Here is a 16,766-nt window from a genome sequence, read left to right as displayed (position 1 = left end):
GCGACATATCGCCCCTATAGCTCCCGGCCCATTCGGCAATTGACGACGCGATATCGAGATTCGGCATATTCATTCAGCTTACTGATCAAGAGCTCGATCGTTTGCAATTGGAGGGCGGCTCAACTGCGTAAGCGGTCTGGCGGCAGCAGCTCGGTTCATTCCGGCGCGGGAAAGCAACTTTGTACTTCAGAGGCTAGGCCATTCCACAAGCTGCGGAACGCGCACCCGTGCTTTCAACGCGCGCATCGCGTACATTCATGAGCCTCTCCAGCAAACCCGCTATAGACACCGCTACCGAACAACTGTATGGATGTCAATCATGAAGCGAATGACTGTACCATCCGAAAAGTCCGCGGCCGCGATTCTGGAAGAGATTAGAGGGCGGCTCATCTCGTTCACACCGGAATTGCACAAGGCCGCTACCTATGTACTCGAGAACTCAAATCTGATCAGCATCACTTCGATCAGAAACATGGCGCAGGGGGCCGACATCAAGCCAAATACTTTGGTTAGGATGGCCCGCGCTCTCGGCTTTGAAGGGTACGAGGATTTTCGTAGGCCCTTTCGAGAACAAGTCATGCGAGGGCGCGAAGACTTTCCGGATCGAGCGCGATGGCTTCAATCACTTTCGAAGGGGGGCAAGCTCGCCAGCCTCTACGGCCAGATGGCTTCCACATCCATAGAGAATATCGAGGGTCTGTTTTCTGGTACGAGCGCAACCGAGATAAAGAAGCTCGCCGACGCTATCGTGAGTGCGCGAATGACATATGTGCTTGGCGTAGGCTTCGCTAGCTCAATTGCCCGAAACTTCGCCTATCTTGCGAGCATGGCCGTAGGCGGCGTTGTCGCGATCCCGCGTGAAGGGTCCCTGCCTATCGACGGACTGGTCCACGCCGAGAAGGGCGACATCCTGGTGGCGATGACATTTAAGCCATATCGACGCGAGATCATCGAGGCTGTCGAAGTCGCCCGCTCTTACGGCCTCAAGGTGGTTGGCATATCTGACAGCCCGGCATCGCCGATCCTCGTCCGGGCAGATCAGCGTTTCATAATACCCACCAACACCCCGCAATTTTTCCCCTCTACGGTCGCTGTTACCGCGCTTTTCGAGACGATCATGGCCTTTGTCGTAGCGGAAGCCGAGCCCGGCGCAGTCAATAATATCGAGCGTTTCCACCAACGGCGGCATGATCTGGGTATCTACTGGAAAGATGAGCAAAGGTGATGCCGGCCCGTTCGCACATAGAGGACAGAATGAAACAAAATCTTTTTGACTTGGGCCTGTCTAAAAGAAAAGCCGTACTTGGCGCCGAGTACGTTGAGAAAAATCTCGCGTCGGCAGACGAATTCACTCGTCCTTTCCAGGAAGCGATGACGGCTTGGTGTTGGGGATTTGGCTGGGGAGATGAAGCAATCGATCCAAAGACGAGGTCGCTGATGAACCTGGCCATGATCGGCGCCTTAGGGAAGATGCACGAATGGGAGACCCATTGTCGTGGCGCTATCAACAATGGTGTCTCGAAGGACGAGATCCGTGCTGCGATTCACATAGTTGGCATCTATTGCGGCGTGCCACAGGCTTTAGAGTGCTTCAGGGTTGCTCGCAAAGTACTTGAGGAACGAAACCTCTTGTAAGACCGAGAACTAGTCGAGGCTGAGACGGTCGACGTTGGGCCGGCGGCCGCCGAAAAGATGCGGCGCTGTACGAGAACCTGTTCGCGGTCGCGTTGCCTCGCCGCCATCATTTGTTGGGCCGCAGTTCTTGGGTGGCATCGAACAATCCTGTGGGCGCACCGCCCTATCCATTCCGCGTGAGAATTTGGTCGGGCAACAATGAACGTACTCAGGCTATTCGTGTGAAGACAGGACATTCGATTTTGCAACGGCCGATCGCGCTCAACGCTGCGCGGGGTTCCGTGGGTCGATACAACGAGGCCCAAAAGCAAGGCCTGGAAACCATAACCGGCAGGTTTAACTTTTACCTGCTTCCGGCTTTTTCGCTGCATGCGTTTTCCTCCGCGATCGAAGTGCTTACGCTGGCCAATGAAGCGACGGGACGAAACGTCTATAGTTGGCAGGTCGTTTCGGGCGACGGACAACCTGTAGTGTCGAGTTGCGGCATCACCATAAGCTCAGCCGTCGGATTGCGATCAGAGCGTGACCGCCTTCGATCAAACCCAGCCCCGGTCGCGATAGTGTGTGGAGGCCGTTCCCTCCCTCGCCATGACAGCCAGTTAGATGCCTGGCTCAGAGAGTGCCGCAACCGTCGCGCGTGCCTTATCGGCATAGGTGGCGGAACCCTAGTCCTTGCTCGAGCGGGCGTGGCAGAAGGTCGCCGCTGCGCAGTGCACTGGGAGCAATTCCCGCTATTTCTAGAGCAATTTCCAAGCGTTATAGCTACGCAAGCCGCATTCGAGAAAGATGGTGAGCTGTATACCTGCTCTGGCGCAGACGCATCCTTTGATACATTCCTGGATCTGGTTGGACGCGATCATGGAGCTGCCGTCGTAAATCGCATATGCGAGAAGGCCATCGCCTGTCGTGTTCGCTCAGTTGGGGACCGTCAACGCTTGCCGCCAAATTCCCGCGTACGATTCAATCATAAGGCAGTCATCGAAGTCATCGATCAGATGGAGGCACATATCGGCGATCCCAAGTCGGTAAATGGACTGGTGGCGGCGACTGGCCTTACACGCCGCCAAATTGAGCGACTCTTCAAGCGTGAACTAGGACGCGGTCCGAGCCGCTACTACCTGGAACTTCGTCTGGAACGCGCGCACTTGCTGCTTCGCAGCTCGAATCTGTCTGTTATAGAGATAGCTGTAGCGTGCGGATTCGTCTCGGCGTCACATTTCTCAAAAGTCTATCGGGACATGTACGGCTTCGCCCCACATCAAACTCGATTGTTGTCGCACGGAGCTGGACTAGATCGCCCATATGATCCGCTCACTGATCCTCCTGGCGATCCAGCTGCCGACAGGATGATCACATCCGCCAGAACCATGCGCGCAGAATCAGCGTTTCATGGCGGCGGACGGTTATGACAGGCTGCTTAAGACACTTCCTGCACTCAGCGTCGGCAATTTGGGCCGAAGCCGACGACTGCGCGCGCTCCTCGGTCGACTGGTTAGATTAGCCTCCCCGACCCCAATTCGTCGACGCGGAGAGTATCGTGATACGCGACCTTCCAAGTGTTGCCATCAAATGGGTCCCTGGCTTTGAACTAGGCTTGAACGAGCTTGATCCGATATCGGGCCCCGCGAATGTCTGGTCATGGTCGTCGGCACAAGCGAAGGCAGCTGGAGCGAGCATCTATGAACCTGTCGCCCCAGGCCGGCTCCGGGGATTTGATCTGCGTGCCCTACTTGCTCACCAGGAAATCGAAACCAAACGCGACGAGACCCTCGAATGCGTACCGATCCGCTTAGGCTGGACAACTCGGTTTGATCCGCGCAAGGAAGTCAAGTGTCGTTTGGATTTGCTCGAAGCTTTGTCTGGACAAGTTGGGAGCTGCGCCCAGCATGGGCGCACTCTTGTGGGTGAAAGTCCCATCGTGAGCTGATCACAACGAGCGAAGCGAAGCGCAACTGCATGAGGGCGACCCGAGTGTGGAAGCGCGGAGCGAAGCTGCGGGCCGATGAACAAGAACCGGATAGAAGGCGTTGCCGACCAGGGCGAGCAGGCCAACGGCCGCGAAGCTCTGTGATTAAGGGAAGCGGCGTAGATGCGGCGGTCGTGCAGTGAAGGCGTGCGTTCTTACCTGGGGAGATCTCGCCTCATGCCTGAAAGGGCGATGGTCTCGAGCCGGAGCTGTCGATGTGGCTTCGGCACATCGAGCAGGCATGGCATGGGATCAAGAGCTCGGGGGATCTGAATGTCGATCTCAGGGAGTCCGCGTTTCATGCGCCGAGGCTCCGTCATCTTCTCTGGAGCGGTTACAGGGAGGCGGCGAAGGTTGTGAGAGCCATGCTTCACCAATTGGCGGAGCACGCGAGGATGCTCGCTGCCGATCTCGAGCTGATGCTTCGAATTGGTGAGCAACCTCCACACTAATTTGATCCAGAACAAGACTTCGATGGTCGACTACTGTCGCCGGTACTGGTCGGGTCGACCGATCTCGAGTTCTCCAGCCGAATCCGCCGCCAACAGCTTGGTCAACGCGCGGCTGAACAAGAAACGTCAGATCCGCTAGTCTCCGGCCGGCGGTCACAGGTCTTTAAAGTGCGAGCAGCCCTCGCCGGTGGTCGCCAAACTCACCCTCGCCGCATGATCCCCACCTTTTCCCGCTCCCATCTTGAAACGGTATGGCAGGGGACGACAATCGGTATTTGACCACGACCCTTTGACGAGAGATTTTCTGGCGCTCGCTTCCGTTGATCTTGATAAAGCGCTGACATTAGCACGGGACAGCCTAGCGGGATGGGGAAGGAAGTCGGCTCCTGAAGGAGCCGCAATTCTTTAGGAACAATAAATAGGAGGAACATCTCATGTCCCAGGAACTCGACTATCTCAGCCGTCGCGTAACTGCGGGCCGGCTGAGCCGACGTGAATTTCTCGGCCGTGCGACGGCGCTTGGCGTCTCAGCGACGTTCGCGAATTCGCTCCTCGCCAGCGCTGCGCGCGCCCAGGGGCCGGTCCGCGGCGGTATCATCAAGGGCGGCCTCAAGGGCGGTGCGGCGACCGACAGCCTCGATCCTGCGACCACCGCGGGGTCGGTGATGGGAAACTTCGGCTATTGCTGGGGCGAGTATCTCGTGGCGCTGGCGCCCGACCTCGGACTCGAGAATCGCCTCGCCGAGGAAGTCGGCTCGTCCAAGGACGCCAAGATCTGGACGATGAAGATCCGCAAGGGGGTCGAGTTCCACAACGGCAAGACCGTGACAGCGGAAGACGTGGTGGCGACGCTCGAGCGTCATTCCGACGCCAAGTCAAAGTCCGGCGCGCTGGGCTTGCTGACGAGCATCGACACAATCAAGGCGAATGGCGACGAAGTCGTCGTGACGCTGAAGGATGGCAATGCTGACTTTCCTTATCTGATGACCGATTATCATCTCATCATTCAGCCGAACGGGGGCAAGGACAATCCGGCCGCCGGCATCAGCGCCGGGCCTTACAAGGTGAGCGTCTTCGAGCCCGGCGTCCGTTGCGGCGGCGAGCGCGTCGCCAATTTCTGGCAGTCTGACAAGATGGGCTTCGCCGACCAGGTGGAGATCTTAGCGATCAACGACAGCACGGCCCAGATCGCCGCGCTGCAGGCCGGCCAAGTGCACATGGTCGACAAGGTTGAGCCCAAGGTCGCCCATCTCATCAAGCACTCGCCCAATCTGAAGATCGAGGCCGCGTCGGGTCCCAGCTACTATTGCTTCAACATGTTTTGCAACACGCCTCCCTTCGACAACAACGATCTGAGGATGGCGCTGAAGCTCGCCATTGACCGGGAGGAGATGGTCGACAAGATCCTGGGCGGCTACGGCACGGTCGGCAACGACTTTCCGATCAACGCCTCATATCGGCTGTTCCCCGATGACATTCCGCAGCGCGAATTCGATGCCGACAAGGCCAAGCATTATTATAGGAAATCTGGTCACAGCGGCCCCATTCTTCTTCGAGCCGCCGAGGCCGGCTTCCCCGGCGCGGTCGACGCCGCCCAGCTCTACCGGCAGAGCTGCGCCAAGGCCGGCATCACACTCGAGGTCAAGCGCGTGCCGGACGACGGCTACTGGTCGGAGGTCTGGAACAAGCAGCCCTTCTCCAACACCTACTGGTCCGGGCGGGCGACGCAGGACCAAATCTACTCGACCGGCTATCTGTCGACGGCGAATTGGAACGACACACGCTTCCACAACGAGAAGTTCGACAAGCTTCTCATTGAAGCGCGAGCCGAGCTCGATCAGGACAAGCGCAAGAACCTCTATCGCGAGATGGCCGTCATCGTTCGTGACGAGGGCGGCTTGATCGTGCCGATGTTCGCCCAAGATATCGAGGCTATCTCCGACAAGGTCGGCGGCTATGTCGGCGGGCGCAACGGTATGATGGACTATCGCGCGTTAGTCAAATGCTGGCTGCAGGCCTGAGTGCGCTTATGTCCTCACCGATCCTGAAGCTCATTGCCCAGCGCGTTGCGCTGGGCATTCTCCTTCTGTTAGCCATATCGGTGTTGGTCTTCGCCGGCACCCAGATTCTGCCCGGCGACGTCGCGCAAGCCATTCTCGGACAATCGGCGACACCGGAGTCGCTCGCCAATCTGCGCGAGCAGCTCGGGCTGAACGACCCGGCCTATATCAGGTATTTCCGCTGGCTCGGCGGTGTGCTCACCGGAGACCTCGGCACGGCGATGTCGAGCGGGCAGGATATCGCCACATCGATCAAGGGCCGGTTATGGAACACGCTGTTCCTCGCCTTCTGGGCGGCGATCGTCGCGGTACCGCTGGCGGTCATCCTCGGCCTGATCACGGTGCGCTACCGCAATGGCTGGGTCGACAAGCTGATCTCCGGCCTGGCGCTCGCGTCGACCTCCTTCCCCGAATTCTTCATCGGCTATGTGCTCGTCTATTTCTTTGCCGTGAAATGGCAGATCTTCCCCGCCATCTCGTCCGTCTATGATGGCGTGCCTTTCGGCGAGCGGATGCAGGCCATCGCCTTGCCAGCAACCGCGCTGACGCTGGGGGTGTTGGCCCATATGATGCGCATGACGCGCGCGGCGATCCTCAATGTCATGCAGTCGGCCTATGTCGAGACTGCGGAGCTCAAGGGGCTTTCGGCTTTCAACGTTATCCGCAATCATGCCTTCCCCAACGCGATCGCACCCGTCATCAACGTCGTCATGCTCAACCTCGCCTACCTGATCGTCGGCGTCGTCGTGGTCGAGGTGATCTTCGTCTATCCGGGCATGGGACAATATCTGGTCGACCACGTCACCAAACGCGACGTGCCGGTGGTGCAGGCGGTCGGCCTGATTTTTGCGGCCGTCTATATCAGCCTCAACATCATCGCGGACATAGGGGCTATCGTCGCCAATCCGCGTCTCAGACATCCAAAATAGGGGGCGGATATGCTCGATATCAAACGCATCCCCATCCCCGCGCTGATCGGCATAATCCTGACGGCGCTGCTCGTGCTGGCGGCGGTCTTCGCGCCGTGGATCGCACCGCACGGCAATGGCGAAATCGTCGGCGACGTCTGGGAGCCGATGTCGGCGGCGCATTGGCTGGGAACCGACAATCTCGGCCGCGATCTGTTGTCGCGCATGATCTACGGCGTGCGCATCACCTTGTTCATCGCGGTGCTGGCGACTGCCCTGTCCTTCTCGCTCGGCGCAATCCTCGGTTTCTCGGCGGCGGTTTTGGGCGGCTGGTATGACACGCTGCTGTCGCGGCTTGTCGACCTTTTGATGTCGATCCCGACGTTGATCATGGGCCTGGTCGTGCTTTCCGTGCTGCCGACCAACCTAGTGACGCTGATCCTGGTGATGGGCGTTCTGGACTCGACCCGCGTCTACCGCCTGTCGCGAGCGGTCGCCGTCGACATCAACGTCATGGACTATGTCGAGGCGGCGGAGCTGCGCGGCGAGGGCAGCGCCTGGATCATCTTCCGCGAGATCCTTCCCAATGCGCTGTCGCCGCTGGTTTCGGAACTCGGCCTGCGCTTTATCTATGCGGTGCTGTTCCTGTCGACGCTGTCGTTCCTCGGCCTTGGCGTGCAACCGCCGGACGCCGACTGGGGCGGCATGGTCAAGGAGAACAAGGACGGCATCGTCTTCGGCATTGCCGCAGCGCTGATTCCGGCGGCGGCGATTGCCTTGCTGGCGATTTCCGTCAACCTGGTTGCCGACTGGGTGCTCAACCGGACGACAAGCCTGAAGGGAGGACGCGGGTGATGGCCGACAACAAAGCGAAACCCGGCCTTCTGCTCGACATCCGCAATCTGCGCATCGAGGCCACTGTATTCCCGCCTGGCGAGCCGCCGAAGAACATCGTGCTGGTCCATGACGTCTCGCTGACGCTCGAAAAGGGCAAGGTGCTTGGGCTGATCGGCGAATCCGGCGCCGGCAAGTCGAGTATCGGCCTGTCGTCGATGGGCTATGGCCGCGGTGGTGTGCGCATCACCGGCGGCGAGGTCATCCTGAACGGCCGCGACATCCTCAAGGGCGGCAAGGACGGCTTCCGCAAGCTGCGCGGCCGCGAGGTCTGCTATGTCGCGCAGTCGGCGGCCGCCGCCTTCAACCCGGCGCACAGGCTGATGGACCAGGTCGTGGAAGCCACACTGCTGCACGGAACCGCGACGCGCGCCGAGGCGGAGAAGCGCGCCGTCGCGCTGTTCAAGAAGCTCAGCCTCCCGAACCCCGAAACCATCGGCGAACGCTTTCCGCACCAGGTCTCGGGCGGCCAGCTGCAGCGCGTGATGACGGCGATGGCGCTCTGCTCGGAGCCGGACCTGATCGTCTTCGACGAGCCGACCACGGCGCTCGACGTGACGACCCAGATCGACGTTCTGGCGGCAATCAAGGACGCGATCCAGGACACTGGCGTCGCGGCGCTCTACATCACCCACGATCTTGCCGTCGTGGCCCAGGTCTCGGACGAGATCATGGTGCTGCGGGATGGTAAGATGGTGGAGCACGGCGAAAGACGGCAGATCATCGAAATGCCGCGCATGGACTACACCAAAGCGCTGGTTTCAGTGCGCTCCATCGAGCACAAGGAAAAAGAGCCGACCGACAAGCCGCTTCTCTCGGTCGAGCACGTCACGGCCGCCTATGGGGGTGGTGGCGTGAAGGTTTTGCAGGATGTCTCGGTTGAGATCTATCCCGGTCAGACGCTCGCTGTCGTCGGTGAGTCAGGCTCCGGAAAATCAACCCTCGCCCGCGTCATTACGGGGCTGCTGCCGCCGATCGCCGGAAGTATCACCTTCGCGGGCCGAACACTGTCGTGCAGGCTTGCCGATCGCAGGAAGGACGACCTCCGCGAATTGCAGATGATCTACCAGATGGCCGATGTGGCGATGAACCCACGCCAGACCGTCGGCACCATCATCGGCCGGCCACTTGAATTCTATTTCGGTATGCGCGGGTGTGAACGCGACGCCCGTGTCGTCAAGCTGCTCGATGAAATCGAGATGGGCAAGGGTTTCATCGACCGCTACCCAGCCGAACTGTCGGGTGGCCAGAAACAGCGCGTCTGCATCGCCCGCGCGCTCGCGGCCAAGCCGAAGCTCATCATCTGTGACGAAGTGACCAGCGCGCTCGACCCACTGGTGGCCGACGGCATCCTCAAGCTGTTGCTGCGCCTGCAGAAGATCGAGGACGTGGCATACCTGTTCATAACACACGACCTTGCGACCGTGAAGGCGATCGCCGATTCCATCGCGGTGATGTATCGCGGCGAGGTGGTGCGCTACGGCTCGAAGACGCAGGTGCTGACGCCGCCCTTCGACGCCTATACGGACCTGCTGCTGTCCTCGGTTCCCGAGATGGCGCTTGGCTGGTTGGAGAGGGCAATCACGAGCCGCCGTATGGGAAGCGCGGGGAACTGAGCTTAATGTATGGGGCCCTGCGGCGCATGGCCCGCATCCGACCGTACGAGTAACTGTAGAGAAGATCTCGCTGATGGCGAGATGACTGGAGGCAACAATGAGTATGCGACCGCACCTGCCCCTTGGTATCCCCAACGCGTTCAAGCCTGAAACGCCCCTCATGGGATTTGCAGCAAAGTGCGCAGCGCTGGTTAATTATTGGAATCGTCCGGCCGCGGGGACCGCCACAGAATCTCCCGAAATGAATTTTTTTGATGACGTATACTGGTGGTACAAAACCGTGCGACCGATCAAAAAACCAGAAAAGAAAGCGTCTGAACTCCTAGGGCGGAGGGACAAGTCCGTTTTGCGATTGCCTGGCGGCTTCGAAAATACCTCAACGCTTACAATTGGTGCTGCAGGTGATTTGATCCAAACTGAGGGAATTGAACATTCTCGCGATATATTGTTCTCGCAAGTCAATGATATACTGTTTGAAAAGGATATATCGTTTGCGAACTATGAATCTGTTGTAGGTAGCGAAGACGTAGTGAAACGTGCCATGGCTGATCCAGGATCTTTCACAATGTGTAGTTTCGATGAACAATATTACGCTATGGTCCAACATAGGGGAAGATATTTTACAGCGCTTAACACCGCAAACAACCATACCTTTGATCTTGGTTTTGCTGGATTGGAGAATACACAGAGACTGATCGAGAAACACGGGATCATGAATATAGGGACGCCACGACATTTGGAACATTACGGCCGGGCGGCCATAATTACAGTTAATGGCATCAAGATCGGCTTCGTTTCTGCAACATTTTCAATACGAAAATTTAATCTACCAGCATCCGATAGACACCGTGTTCATTTATCTAAACTCAACTCCAAACATGTTGCCCCCGATCTCGATTTACTAAGAAGCCAAATTGCAGATTGCAAGTCGCAGGGCTGTGATTTCATCGTTGCTTCACTTCACTGGGGTTGGGAATTTGAGTTTTTCCCTCGGCAAAGCCAAATTGAGACGGCGCACACTTTGATCGAAGATGGGGTAGACCTGATTTTGGGCCATCACCCCCATGTCATTCAACCTGTCGAATATTATCGCACAAAGCGTGACCCAAATCGGATTGCGATAGTTGCTTATTCACTAGGCAGCACGACATTCGGCTGGTTTACCGCGCCCCATTTGGCCCTGAGCCTAATACTAAATCTTGAAATTTGCAAAGGAACTCTGAACGGTAAAACGCGCACCTATATTTCTACGTCAGATGCTATTACAGTTTTCAGAAATTCATTCTGGGACGGCACGAAGTATCTGGTGCGTGTAGAGAAGTTGAACGACCGCTCGGAGCATGACGACAATGCATCGAGTTCGATAAAGGATATGAAGGAGTTTGCCGATATCGTCTTAGGTTAGACCTTGGTATCATCAATGCTGATACTACACTTATGACCCAACGAATCGCTGCGGTCTCGAAAAAACTATTCTCGTCCAAATATCCCTGCTGCTTTGAAAATGATCTGAACCATTCGACAATCGCAGCGCAGGCTGAGCCACGACCGAAACCCCAGGTAAACCGAACAACCATACGGAGGCAAGAACATGGACTACAGAGCAGAGAAGCACTTTGACCATCTCCCGCTATTTCTCTCGAAACAACATCCCGAATTTATGAAGATTTTTGAAGTAGTCAATGACATGCCAATTGATGATACGCACTGCCATATTGTCACTGACAAAGATGCAATCACGACCCCGCAGCGATTCTTGGAGCGAATGTCATTGGCGGCTATAGACACACTCCCGGCATACTTTCCTGCCGGCGTTTATGATCGGTGGCTGATTGGAGACGAGGCCACGAAACATGACCTTAATAAACAGTTCGGCATTCAGAACAAGGTTGATGGCATCATCGGTGACATTTCCGAAAGCGTCTTTGTGAAGTTTTTGGTGAAGGAACTCGCGCAGTTCCTAGGCTGTGAGCCGAATTTGGAAGCGGTTATCGAAGCCCGGAACGGACGTGGAAAGAACTACTGGGCCTATGTCAACAGCCTTCTGCGAGACGTTAACTACGAAAACGTCATGGTGGACACCGGCTATGCGGATCTTGGCGGCGCAGCCGAGATCGAACGCTATGAAGAGGCCATACTGCCCTGCCGTACGAACCGTGTTGGGCGAATAGAAATGATCCAAAATGAGCTTTTTCCTCTCGATATCACATTCGATGAGTACGAGCACCGATACATGGCTCGGCTGTTGGACATCCTTGACGGCAATGGGAATTATGGAAAGAAAAGCTTTGGGATGAAGTCGTATCTTCTTCCAAAAATTGGACTTATCGAGCCCCTATATGACAGGGAGATCGCTCGAGCATCATGGCAGGCGCTTAGAGAATCGTACCACAAAATACCTACCATGGACCGGCAATCCGAATACAACCTGGCAAAGGACCTCCGCCGCTACGATGTTACTCTTGCGCTGGAAGAGTGTCTCAAGCGTGACATGCCGATGCAGATCCACACGGGTGACGGCGAAGCTCCTAATGTAATACTGCGCAACCAGGATCCGTTTTACCTTGAGGAAGTTTGTCGGTTTGATCGTGATGGCATGATGCGGATGCCAAAGATCATTCCACTCCATGCGGGCTATCCCTCAGTCGGAAAGGCTGCTTGGCTCAGCCATCTTTATCCTAACTGCTACTTTGAACTATCGATCATGACGCCGTTCGTGCATCAGAGTCTGTTTCAGCGGTACATGCAAGTCATGGAAGTTGTTCCGCTTTCGAAGATACTATTTGCAAGTGACACATTTCACATCCCCGAACTCTCTTGGTTGGCCGGTCGCTGGGGCAAGCGATACCTCGCAAAGGCGCTCACCGAGCACTTTGTTGGAGGAAGTCTTGGCTTCGAAGAGGCAATTGAAGGGGCAAGAATGATACTGTATAAGAATAACCGTTCTTTATATAAGTTGGATTAGGCGTTGATTTGGTAAGGAGAACTATAATCCAGGGCTGCCTTTGAGGACCGCCCGATCAATAGTCACGCTAGCGCAGTTTAGATATTCTCCAGTTTGCGCCGTTGGTTTTCCGAGGCGCATCCTGGAGATCTGACGGCGGGCACGAACATCAGCCGAAATGTGTCTCACTCATGAGCCGAACGCCAGACTTGGCGCCGACCTGGAAAAGCGTGCGTGGAGCCAGTGCGGCGACAGCGCACGCATACAGGCACGCATACACAAAGACAACGCTCTCGTCATCCACCCAGCCCGACGATGCACCGCGAGACGAACCTCCGCCGGTGACAACGCAGTGCAGAGGCTAATGATGAAGCAGGTTCTGGTCCCAGCGCCAGCATCGCGGCCGACCCGCGCCGGACGCTCGCTCGCCACTGCGTCAAGCCGTCATCTCGTCGCAAGAAGACACCAATCTACAAACTGAATTGGACGCCTGCGGCCCCCGGTTGTCTACTGCCTGTTGAGAATAGCGCACTAATTGCGCCGCTAGGACACTCCATATGAACCGGTGTTTTTTTGCAGCAGTTAACGTAAGGATCGCAAAGCTTGGCGTCCAGGCGGCACCTGCCAATCTTAGGCGAAGCGGTGCTCCTGTTCGCCAGGTAGCATCCGGCCCTGCGAAAACCCCGGAGGTTTTCTGCGATCGTTCACTGTCACGCTGAGATGAGCGCGCGCCACCCCAATCTGATCGACGCTAGTGGTATCAGCAGTCTGCCTGAACGACTGCAGGACATCATCCGACGCCGGGACACGGTGCTCGGTCCTGGTTACCAGTTTTCTGAGACTATTCCGGTGGAGTTTGTCTCGGGTTTTGGTGCCCACTTAATAGACAACGACGGCAATGATTTTCTCGACGCGTTTAACAACGTTCAGGGCGTCGGCCACGCGCACAGGCATGTTGCGGATGCCGTTTCCCGCCAGATTTCCACAGTCAACACCGATACGCGCTACCCCCAGGAACCGCTGGTCGCCTATGCTGAGCGGATACTTGCAACATTCCCGGCTGAACTGTCGAAGCTGAGCTTGCCCTGCACTGGATCCGAAGCAAATGATCTCGCAATTCGGGTCGCGAGGTTCCATACGGGCGGCGAGGGTATCATAGTTACTCGTTGGGCGTTTCACGGTCGCACTCGTGAGGTCGCCAGTTTCTCCCCAATGCTAGGCGCAGGATCCCCGCTCGGACCGAACGTCCGACTTATTACCGCTCCTGACCCCAGGCTATGCGGACCCGAACAATCTCTTGAGAATCATATGCGGCATGAAGTGCGTTCCGCGATTATGGATCTCGAACGGCACGGATACAGGCTAGCAGCCTTGATTGCCGATTCCGCTTTCACCTCCGACGGAATCTTTACCCACCCTGTGGGCTTCATGCAGGCAATGGTCGACGAGGTTCATGTCGCTGGCGGCCTTTACATTGCTGACGAGGTTCAATCGGGGTTCGCTCAGCTTGGAGACTCGATGTGGGGGTTCAGTCGGCACGGGGTGGTTCCTGATATTGTCACGATGGGCAAGGCGATTGGGAACGGTTTCCCCATCTCTGGCGTCGTCTTCCGCCCAGAGGTATCTGACGAATTCGGGCAGAAAGTCAGCTACTTCAATACCTTGGGCGGCCGATCGCTTTCGATAGCCGCGGCGTCTGCAGTGCTCGATGTGTTCGAGCAGGAGAATGTGCGTGAACGCGTTGCCGTAAACGGAGCGACCCTGCTGGGAGGACTTGAATCGCTGACACGGGATTCTCCTTATGTTGCGGAAATCCGAGGCAGCGGGTTGTACCTTGGTGTCGAGATCGTCAAGGACAGAGAGAGGCTCGAACCCGATCCCATTCGCTGCGAAAGCATCATCAAGGACCTTCGCGCTCATCGAGTTCTGATCAGCCGGACCGGTCCCGCAGGTAACGTGTTGAAAGTTCGTCCTCCAGTAGCTTTTAACGCTGCCGATGTGTCCCGATTCCTTGAGACCTTCGCCATCGTAGCGACGCAGCGGCTCTAGAAGGCCCTAGCAAGATGAACAAATCACCCGACGCAATGCTGCAAAGGCTCCTGCAGGAGAGCAGCCTGCTTTCATCAAGTCAGTCTATCGACCTCTTGTTGCTGAACAACATGCTTGAGAGACACTATGGGCTCAGCGGACAGGTTGAACGCCTAGGAAGTGAAAAGGGCTATACGTTCAGGCTCAAGGCCGATGCAAATAAATACCTCGTAAAGGTGTCACCATCTGACGAGCCCGAACCAGTTACGGCGCTGCAGATTGCGGCGATGCGTTATCTTCATGATGCCGCTCACGCGTTGCCGATCCAGCGGATCAAGCCTACCCTTGACGGACGGGATAGCGTTCCAATCGACTTAGGCGATGGCTCATCTCGAATACTCAGCGTATTTTGTTTCGTCGAAGGCGTGTTGTGGGAGCAAATAGATGCCAACGATGAGAAACTGACCAAGCTGGGAGGCATGCTCGGGCAAGTAAACAATGCACTGCGTTTATTCGAGCATCGAGCTGCCGCGCGTAGCTTAGTTTATGACATCGGGCACTTTCACCATTGGGCTGGACTTATTGAGTACACGCCAGACCACGGGCGTCGACTGCTTGCTCAACAGGCTTTCAAGATTTTCGAAGAAGTCGTTCTGCCGAGGCTGCCCAGTCTTGAAAAGCAAGTGATCCACGGGGATTACGCTCCCAATAATGTCGTGGTGGACCCACAAAGCGAAGTGTTCGTGAAGGCGATCCTCGACTTTGGTGACACTGTCCACACCGCAGTGATCTTTGACCCTGCGAATCCGGTCGCGCATCTGATCGGTCGCACTGAGGATCACCCTTGGCAGGATGCTTTTGCCTTTGTCGCCGGGTACCAGCAGAGCCGGCCGATAAACGAGTCAGAACTTCCACTTTTGCCAATTGCGGCTCTCGCGCGGCTCACCATGCTCGCGTTGATCAGGCACTGGAAGGCGGAGCGCGCACCTGACCAGCGCGAGGAGCTACTCGCTAGTGCCGAGTATTACTGGATGAACCTAGAGCGGGCCATGGCCGTACCCCTGGATGACGTCATCGCGCGATTCCGCCACCGCGCCGGTGATCCTAGTCTGTGAGCGCAGCGACCGGATGCCGGGTCGGCTTGAGGCAAACTGCGGGTTTCACAAAGTTCGGGACACAGATTTCAGTAAGTCGCGGCCAAGGATTTCAGTAAGTACGGGACATCCGTTTCAGTAAGTCGCGGACAAGCTGATGACGGGTTTAGAGATCGATTTTCGTGAGCGCCGATCTGGCATTTTGCCCTCGCATTTTAAGCGAGGGACATAATGCCGAGACGAAAGCAAGCGAGACATACGAGCGTGAACGACGTCCGATCGATGCCGCGGCTGACGTTTGAGCAGGAGCTTCCTGTGCGCGCCGTTTCGGACCGTTTGAAGATCAGCAAGACATCGGGTTCAACGTATCTGCTGGGAGCGCGGGAAGCTGGCCTTGCGGTTTGGCCGCTGCCAGCTGGGCTGGATGATGACGAGATACTGGAACAGCGGCTATTTCGTCGGATGGGACAGCCGCCGCGCGAGACCGCTGAGCCGGACTGGCCGAAGATGGCGAGCGAGCTGAAGCGCAAGGGGGTATCTGTTGTGGCAGGAATACCGTGAGACCCATCCGGGCGGCTATGATTACACTGGTTTTGTGGCCGATTCGCTGAATTCGAGAGCCACGTCAAGCCAACCTATCACAGTCGTCACGTTGCTGGTGTTGCGATGGAATGCGACTATGCCGGGCACACGATCCCCGTCATCGATCCGTCGATAGGAGAGATCCGCGCGGCGCAGATTTGCGTTGCGGTGCTGAGCGCGTCGCAATTGACGTTCTCTTATGCGAGCTTCAGCCAGAAGCTGCCGGATTGGATTTGAAGCCAACCAACGGGCCTTCAGCTAGTCGGCCCTGAATAACGGTTAAGGCGTTGATATTCCGAACCCGTGAAGACGGGTGAATGCATCAGATTTCGCCCTTTTCGGCTGGAGTGCTTGCAGGCACCAGGCAAGCCAAAGAGCGAGAACCGTGAGGATCAGGCGCAGATTTTGGCCTGCGGCGACGAGCAGCGCATTGATCGCATCGCCAGCATGGCCGAGGAGGAAGTTGCGGTCCAGTCGGCCGTCGGTAAGCGCCAAGCTGACCCCATCTGGCGCGGCTTGAGGTGATGAGCGAGACATACTGACACTGAAGCAAGGAGCCGAGGAGCTTGCAGTGTCAATTTCTATGT

Annotated in this window: 11 protein-coding genes and 3 pseudogenes; 13 read left to right on the top strand and 1 reads right to left on the bottom strand. The window is 56.9% G+C overall.

The features are described from left to right. Positions 1–319 precede the first annotated feature (319 nt). From NKJ81_RS31365 to NKJ81_RS31305, 13 genes and pseudogenes are all read left to right on the top strand, one after another. The gene (locus NKJ81_RS31365) at positions 320–1,225 is read left to right on the top strand and encodes a MurR/RpiR family transcriptional regulator (protein ID WP_352542832.1); all 906 of its coding nucleotides are present in this window, start codon (positions 320–322) and stop codon (positions 1,223–1,225) included. A gap of 29 nt (positions 1,226–1,254) precedes the next feature. After that, positions 1,255–1,635, top strand: coding sequence for a carboxymuconolactone decarboxylase family protein (locus NKJ81_RS31360; protein WP_352542831.1), 381 nt, complete (start codon positions 1,255–1,257; stop codon positions 1,633–1,635). 131 nt (positions 1,636–1,766) lie between these two features. Beyond that, the gene (locus NKJ81_RS31355; RefSeq protein WP_352542830.1) at positions 1,767–3,044 is read left to right on the top strand and encodes a GlxA family transcriptional regulator; all 1,278 of its coding nucleotides are present in this window, start codon (positions 1,767–1,769) and stop codon (positions 3,042–3,044) included. A gap of 766 nt (positions 3,045–3,810) precedes the next feature. Then, positions 3,811–4,189, top strand: a pseudogene (locus tag NKJ81_RS31350) (hypothetical protein); the annotation flags it as partial. A 298-nt stretch (positions 4,190–4,487) separates the two neighbouring features. Continuing rightward, entirely contained in the window at positions 4,488–6,074 is a 1,587-nt protein-coding gene (locus NKJ81_RS31345; protein ID WP_352542829.1) for an ABC transporter substrate-binding protein, read from the top strand. Between the two features lie 8 nt (positions 6,075–6,082). Beyond that, entirely contained in the window at positions 6,083–7,042 is a 960-nt protein-coding gene (locus NKJ81_RS31340; RefSeq protein WP_352542828.1) for an ABC transporter permease, read from the top strand. Between the two features lie 9 nt (positions 7,043–7,051). Continuing rightward, the gene (locus NKJ81_RS31335) at positions 7,052–7,876 is read left to right on the top strand and encodes an ABC transporter permease (RefSeq protein ID WP_352542827.1); all 825 of its coding nucleotides are present in this window, start codon (positions 7,052–7,054) and stop codon (positions 7,874–7,876) included. Next, complete coding sequence (locus tag NKJ81_RS31330; RefSeq protein WP_352542826.1) at positions 7,876–9,531, top strand: ABC transporter ATP-binding protein; 1,656 nt, start codon at positions 7,876–7,878, stop codon at positions 9,529–9,531. Before NKJ81_RS31335 ends, NKJ81_RS31330 begins: the two co-directional genes overlap by 1 nt. A gap of 97 nt (positions 9,532–9,628) precedes the next feature. After that, positions 9,629–10,936: a CapA family protein gene (locus NKJ81_RS31325; RefSeq protein WP_352542825.1), complete on the top strand. Its 1,308-nt coding sequence runs from the start codon at positions 9,629–9,631 to the stop codon at positions 10,934–10,936. Between the two features lie 186 nt (positions 10,937–11,122). After that, positions 11,123–12,496, top strand: a complete 1,374-nt coding sequence (locus NKJ81_RS31320; RefSeq protein ID WP_352542824.1) for an amidohydrolase family protein — start codon at positions 11,123–11,125, stop codon at positions 12,494–12,496. Between the two features lie 699 nt (positions 12,497–13,195). Further along, the gene (locus tag NKJ81_RS31315) at positions 13,196–14,524 is read left to right on the top strand and encodes an aspartate aminotransferase family protein (RefSeq protein WP_352542823.1); all 1,329 of its coding nucleotides are present in this window, start codon (positions 13,196–13,198) and stop codon (positions 14,522–14,524) included. Between the two features lie 14 nt (positions 14,525–14,538). Then, entirely contained in the window at positions 14,539–15,618 is a 1,080-nt protein-coding gene (locus NKJ81_RS31310) for a phosphotransferase (RefSeq protein ID WP_352542822.1), read from the top strand. A 210-nt stretch (positions 15,619–15,828) separates the two neighbouring features. Continuing rightward, positions 15,829–16,413, top strand: a pseudogene (locus NKJ81_RS31305) (IS21 family transposase); the annotation flags it as partial. Positions 16,414–16,458: 45 nt separating this feature from the next. On the opposite strand, the pseudogene NKJ81_RS31300 reads toward NKJ81_RS31305, so the two are convergent. Further along, positions 16,459–16,766: pseudogene (locus NKJ81_RS31300) on the bottom strand (hypothetical protein); the annotation flags it as partial.

The organism is Mesorhizobium sp. M0018 (genome assembly GCF_040323955.1).
GTDB lineage: Bacteria > Pseudomonadota > Alphaproteobacteria > Rhizobiales > Rhizobiaceae > Mesorhizobium.
Note: the sequence above shows the minus strand (reverse complement) of the source record. Positions and strands in the feature narration are given on the sequence as shown.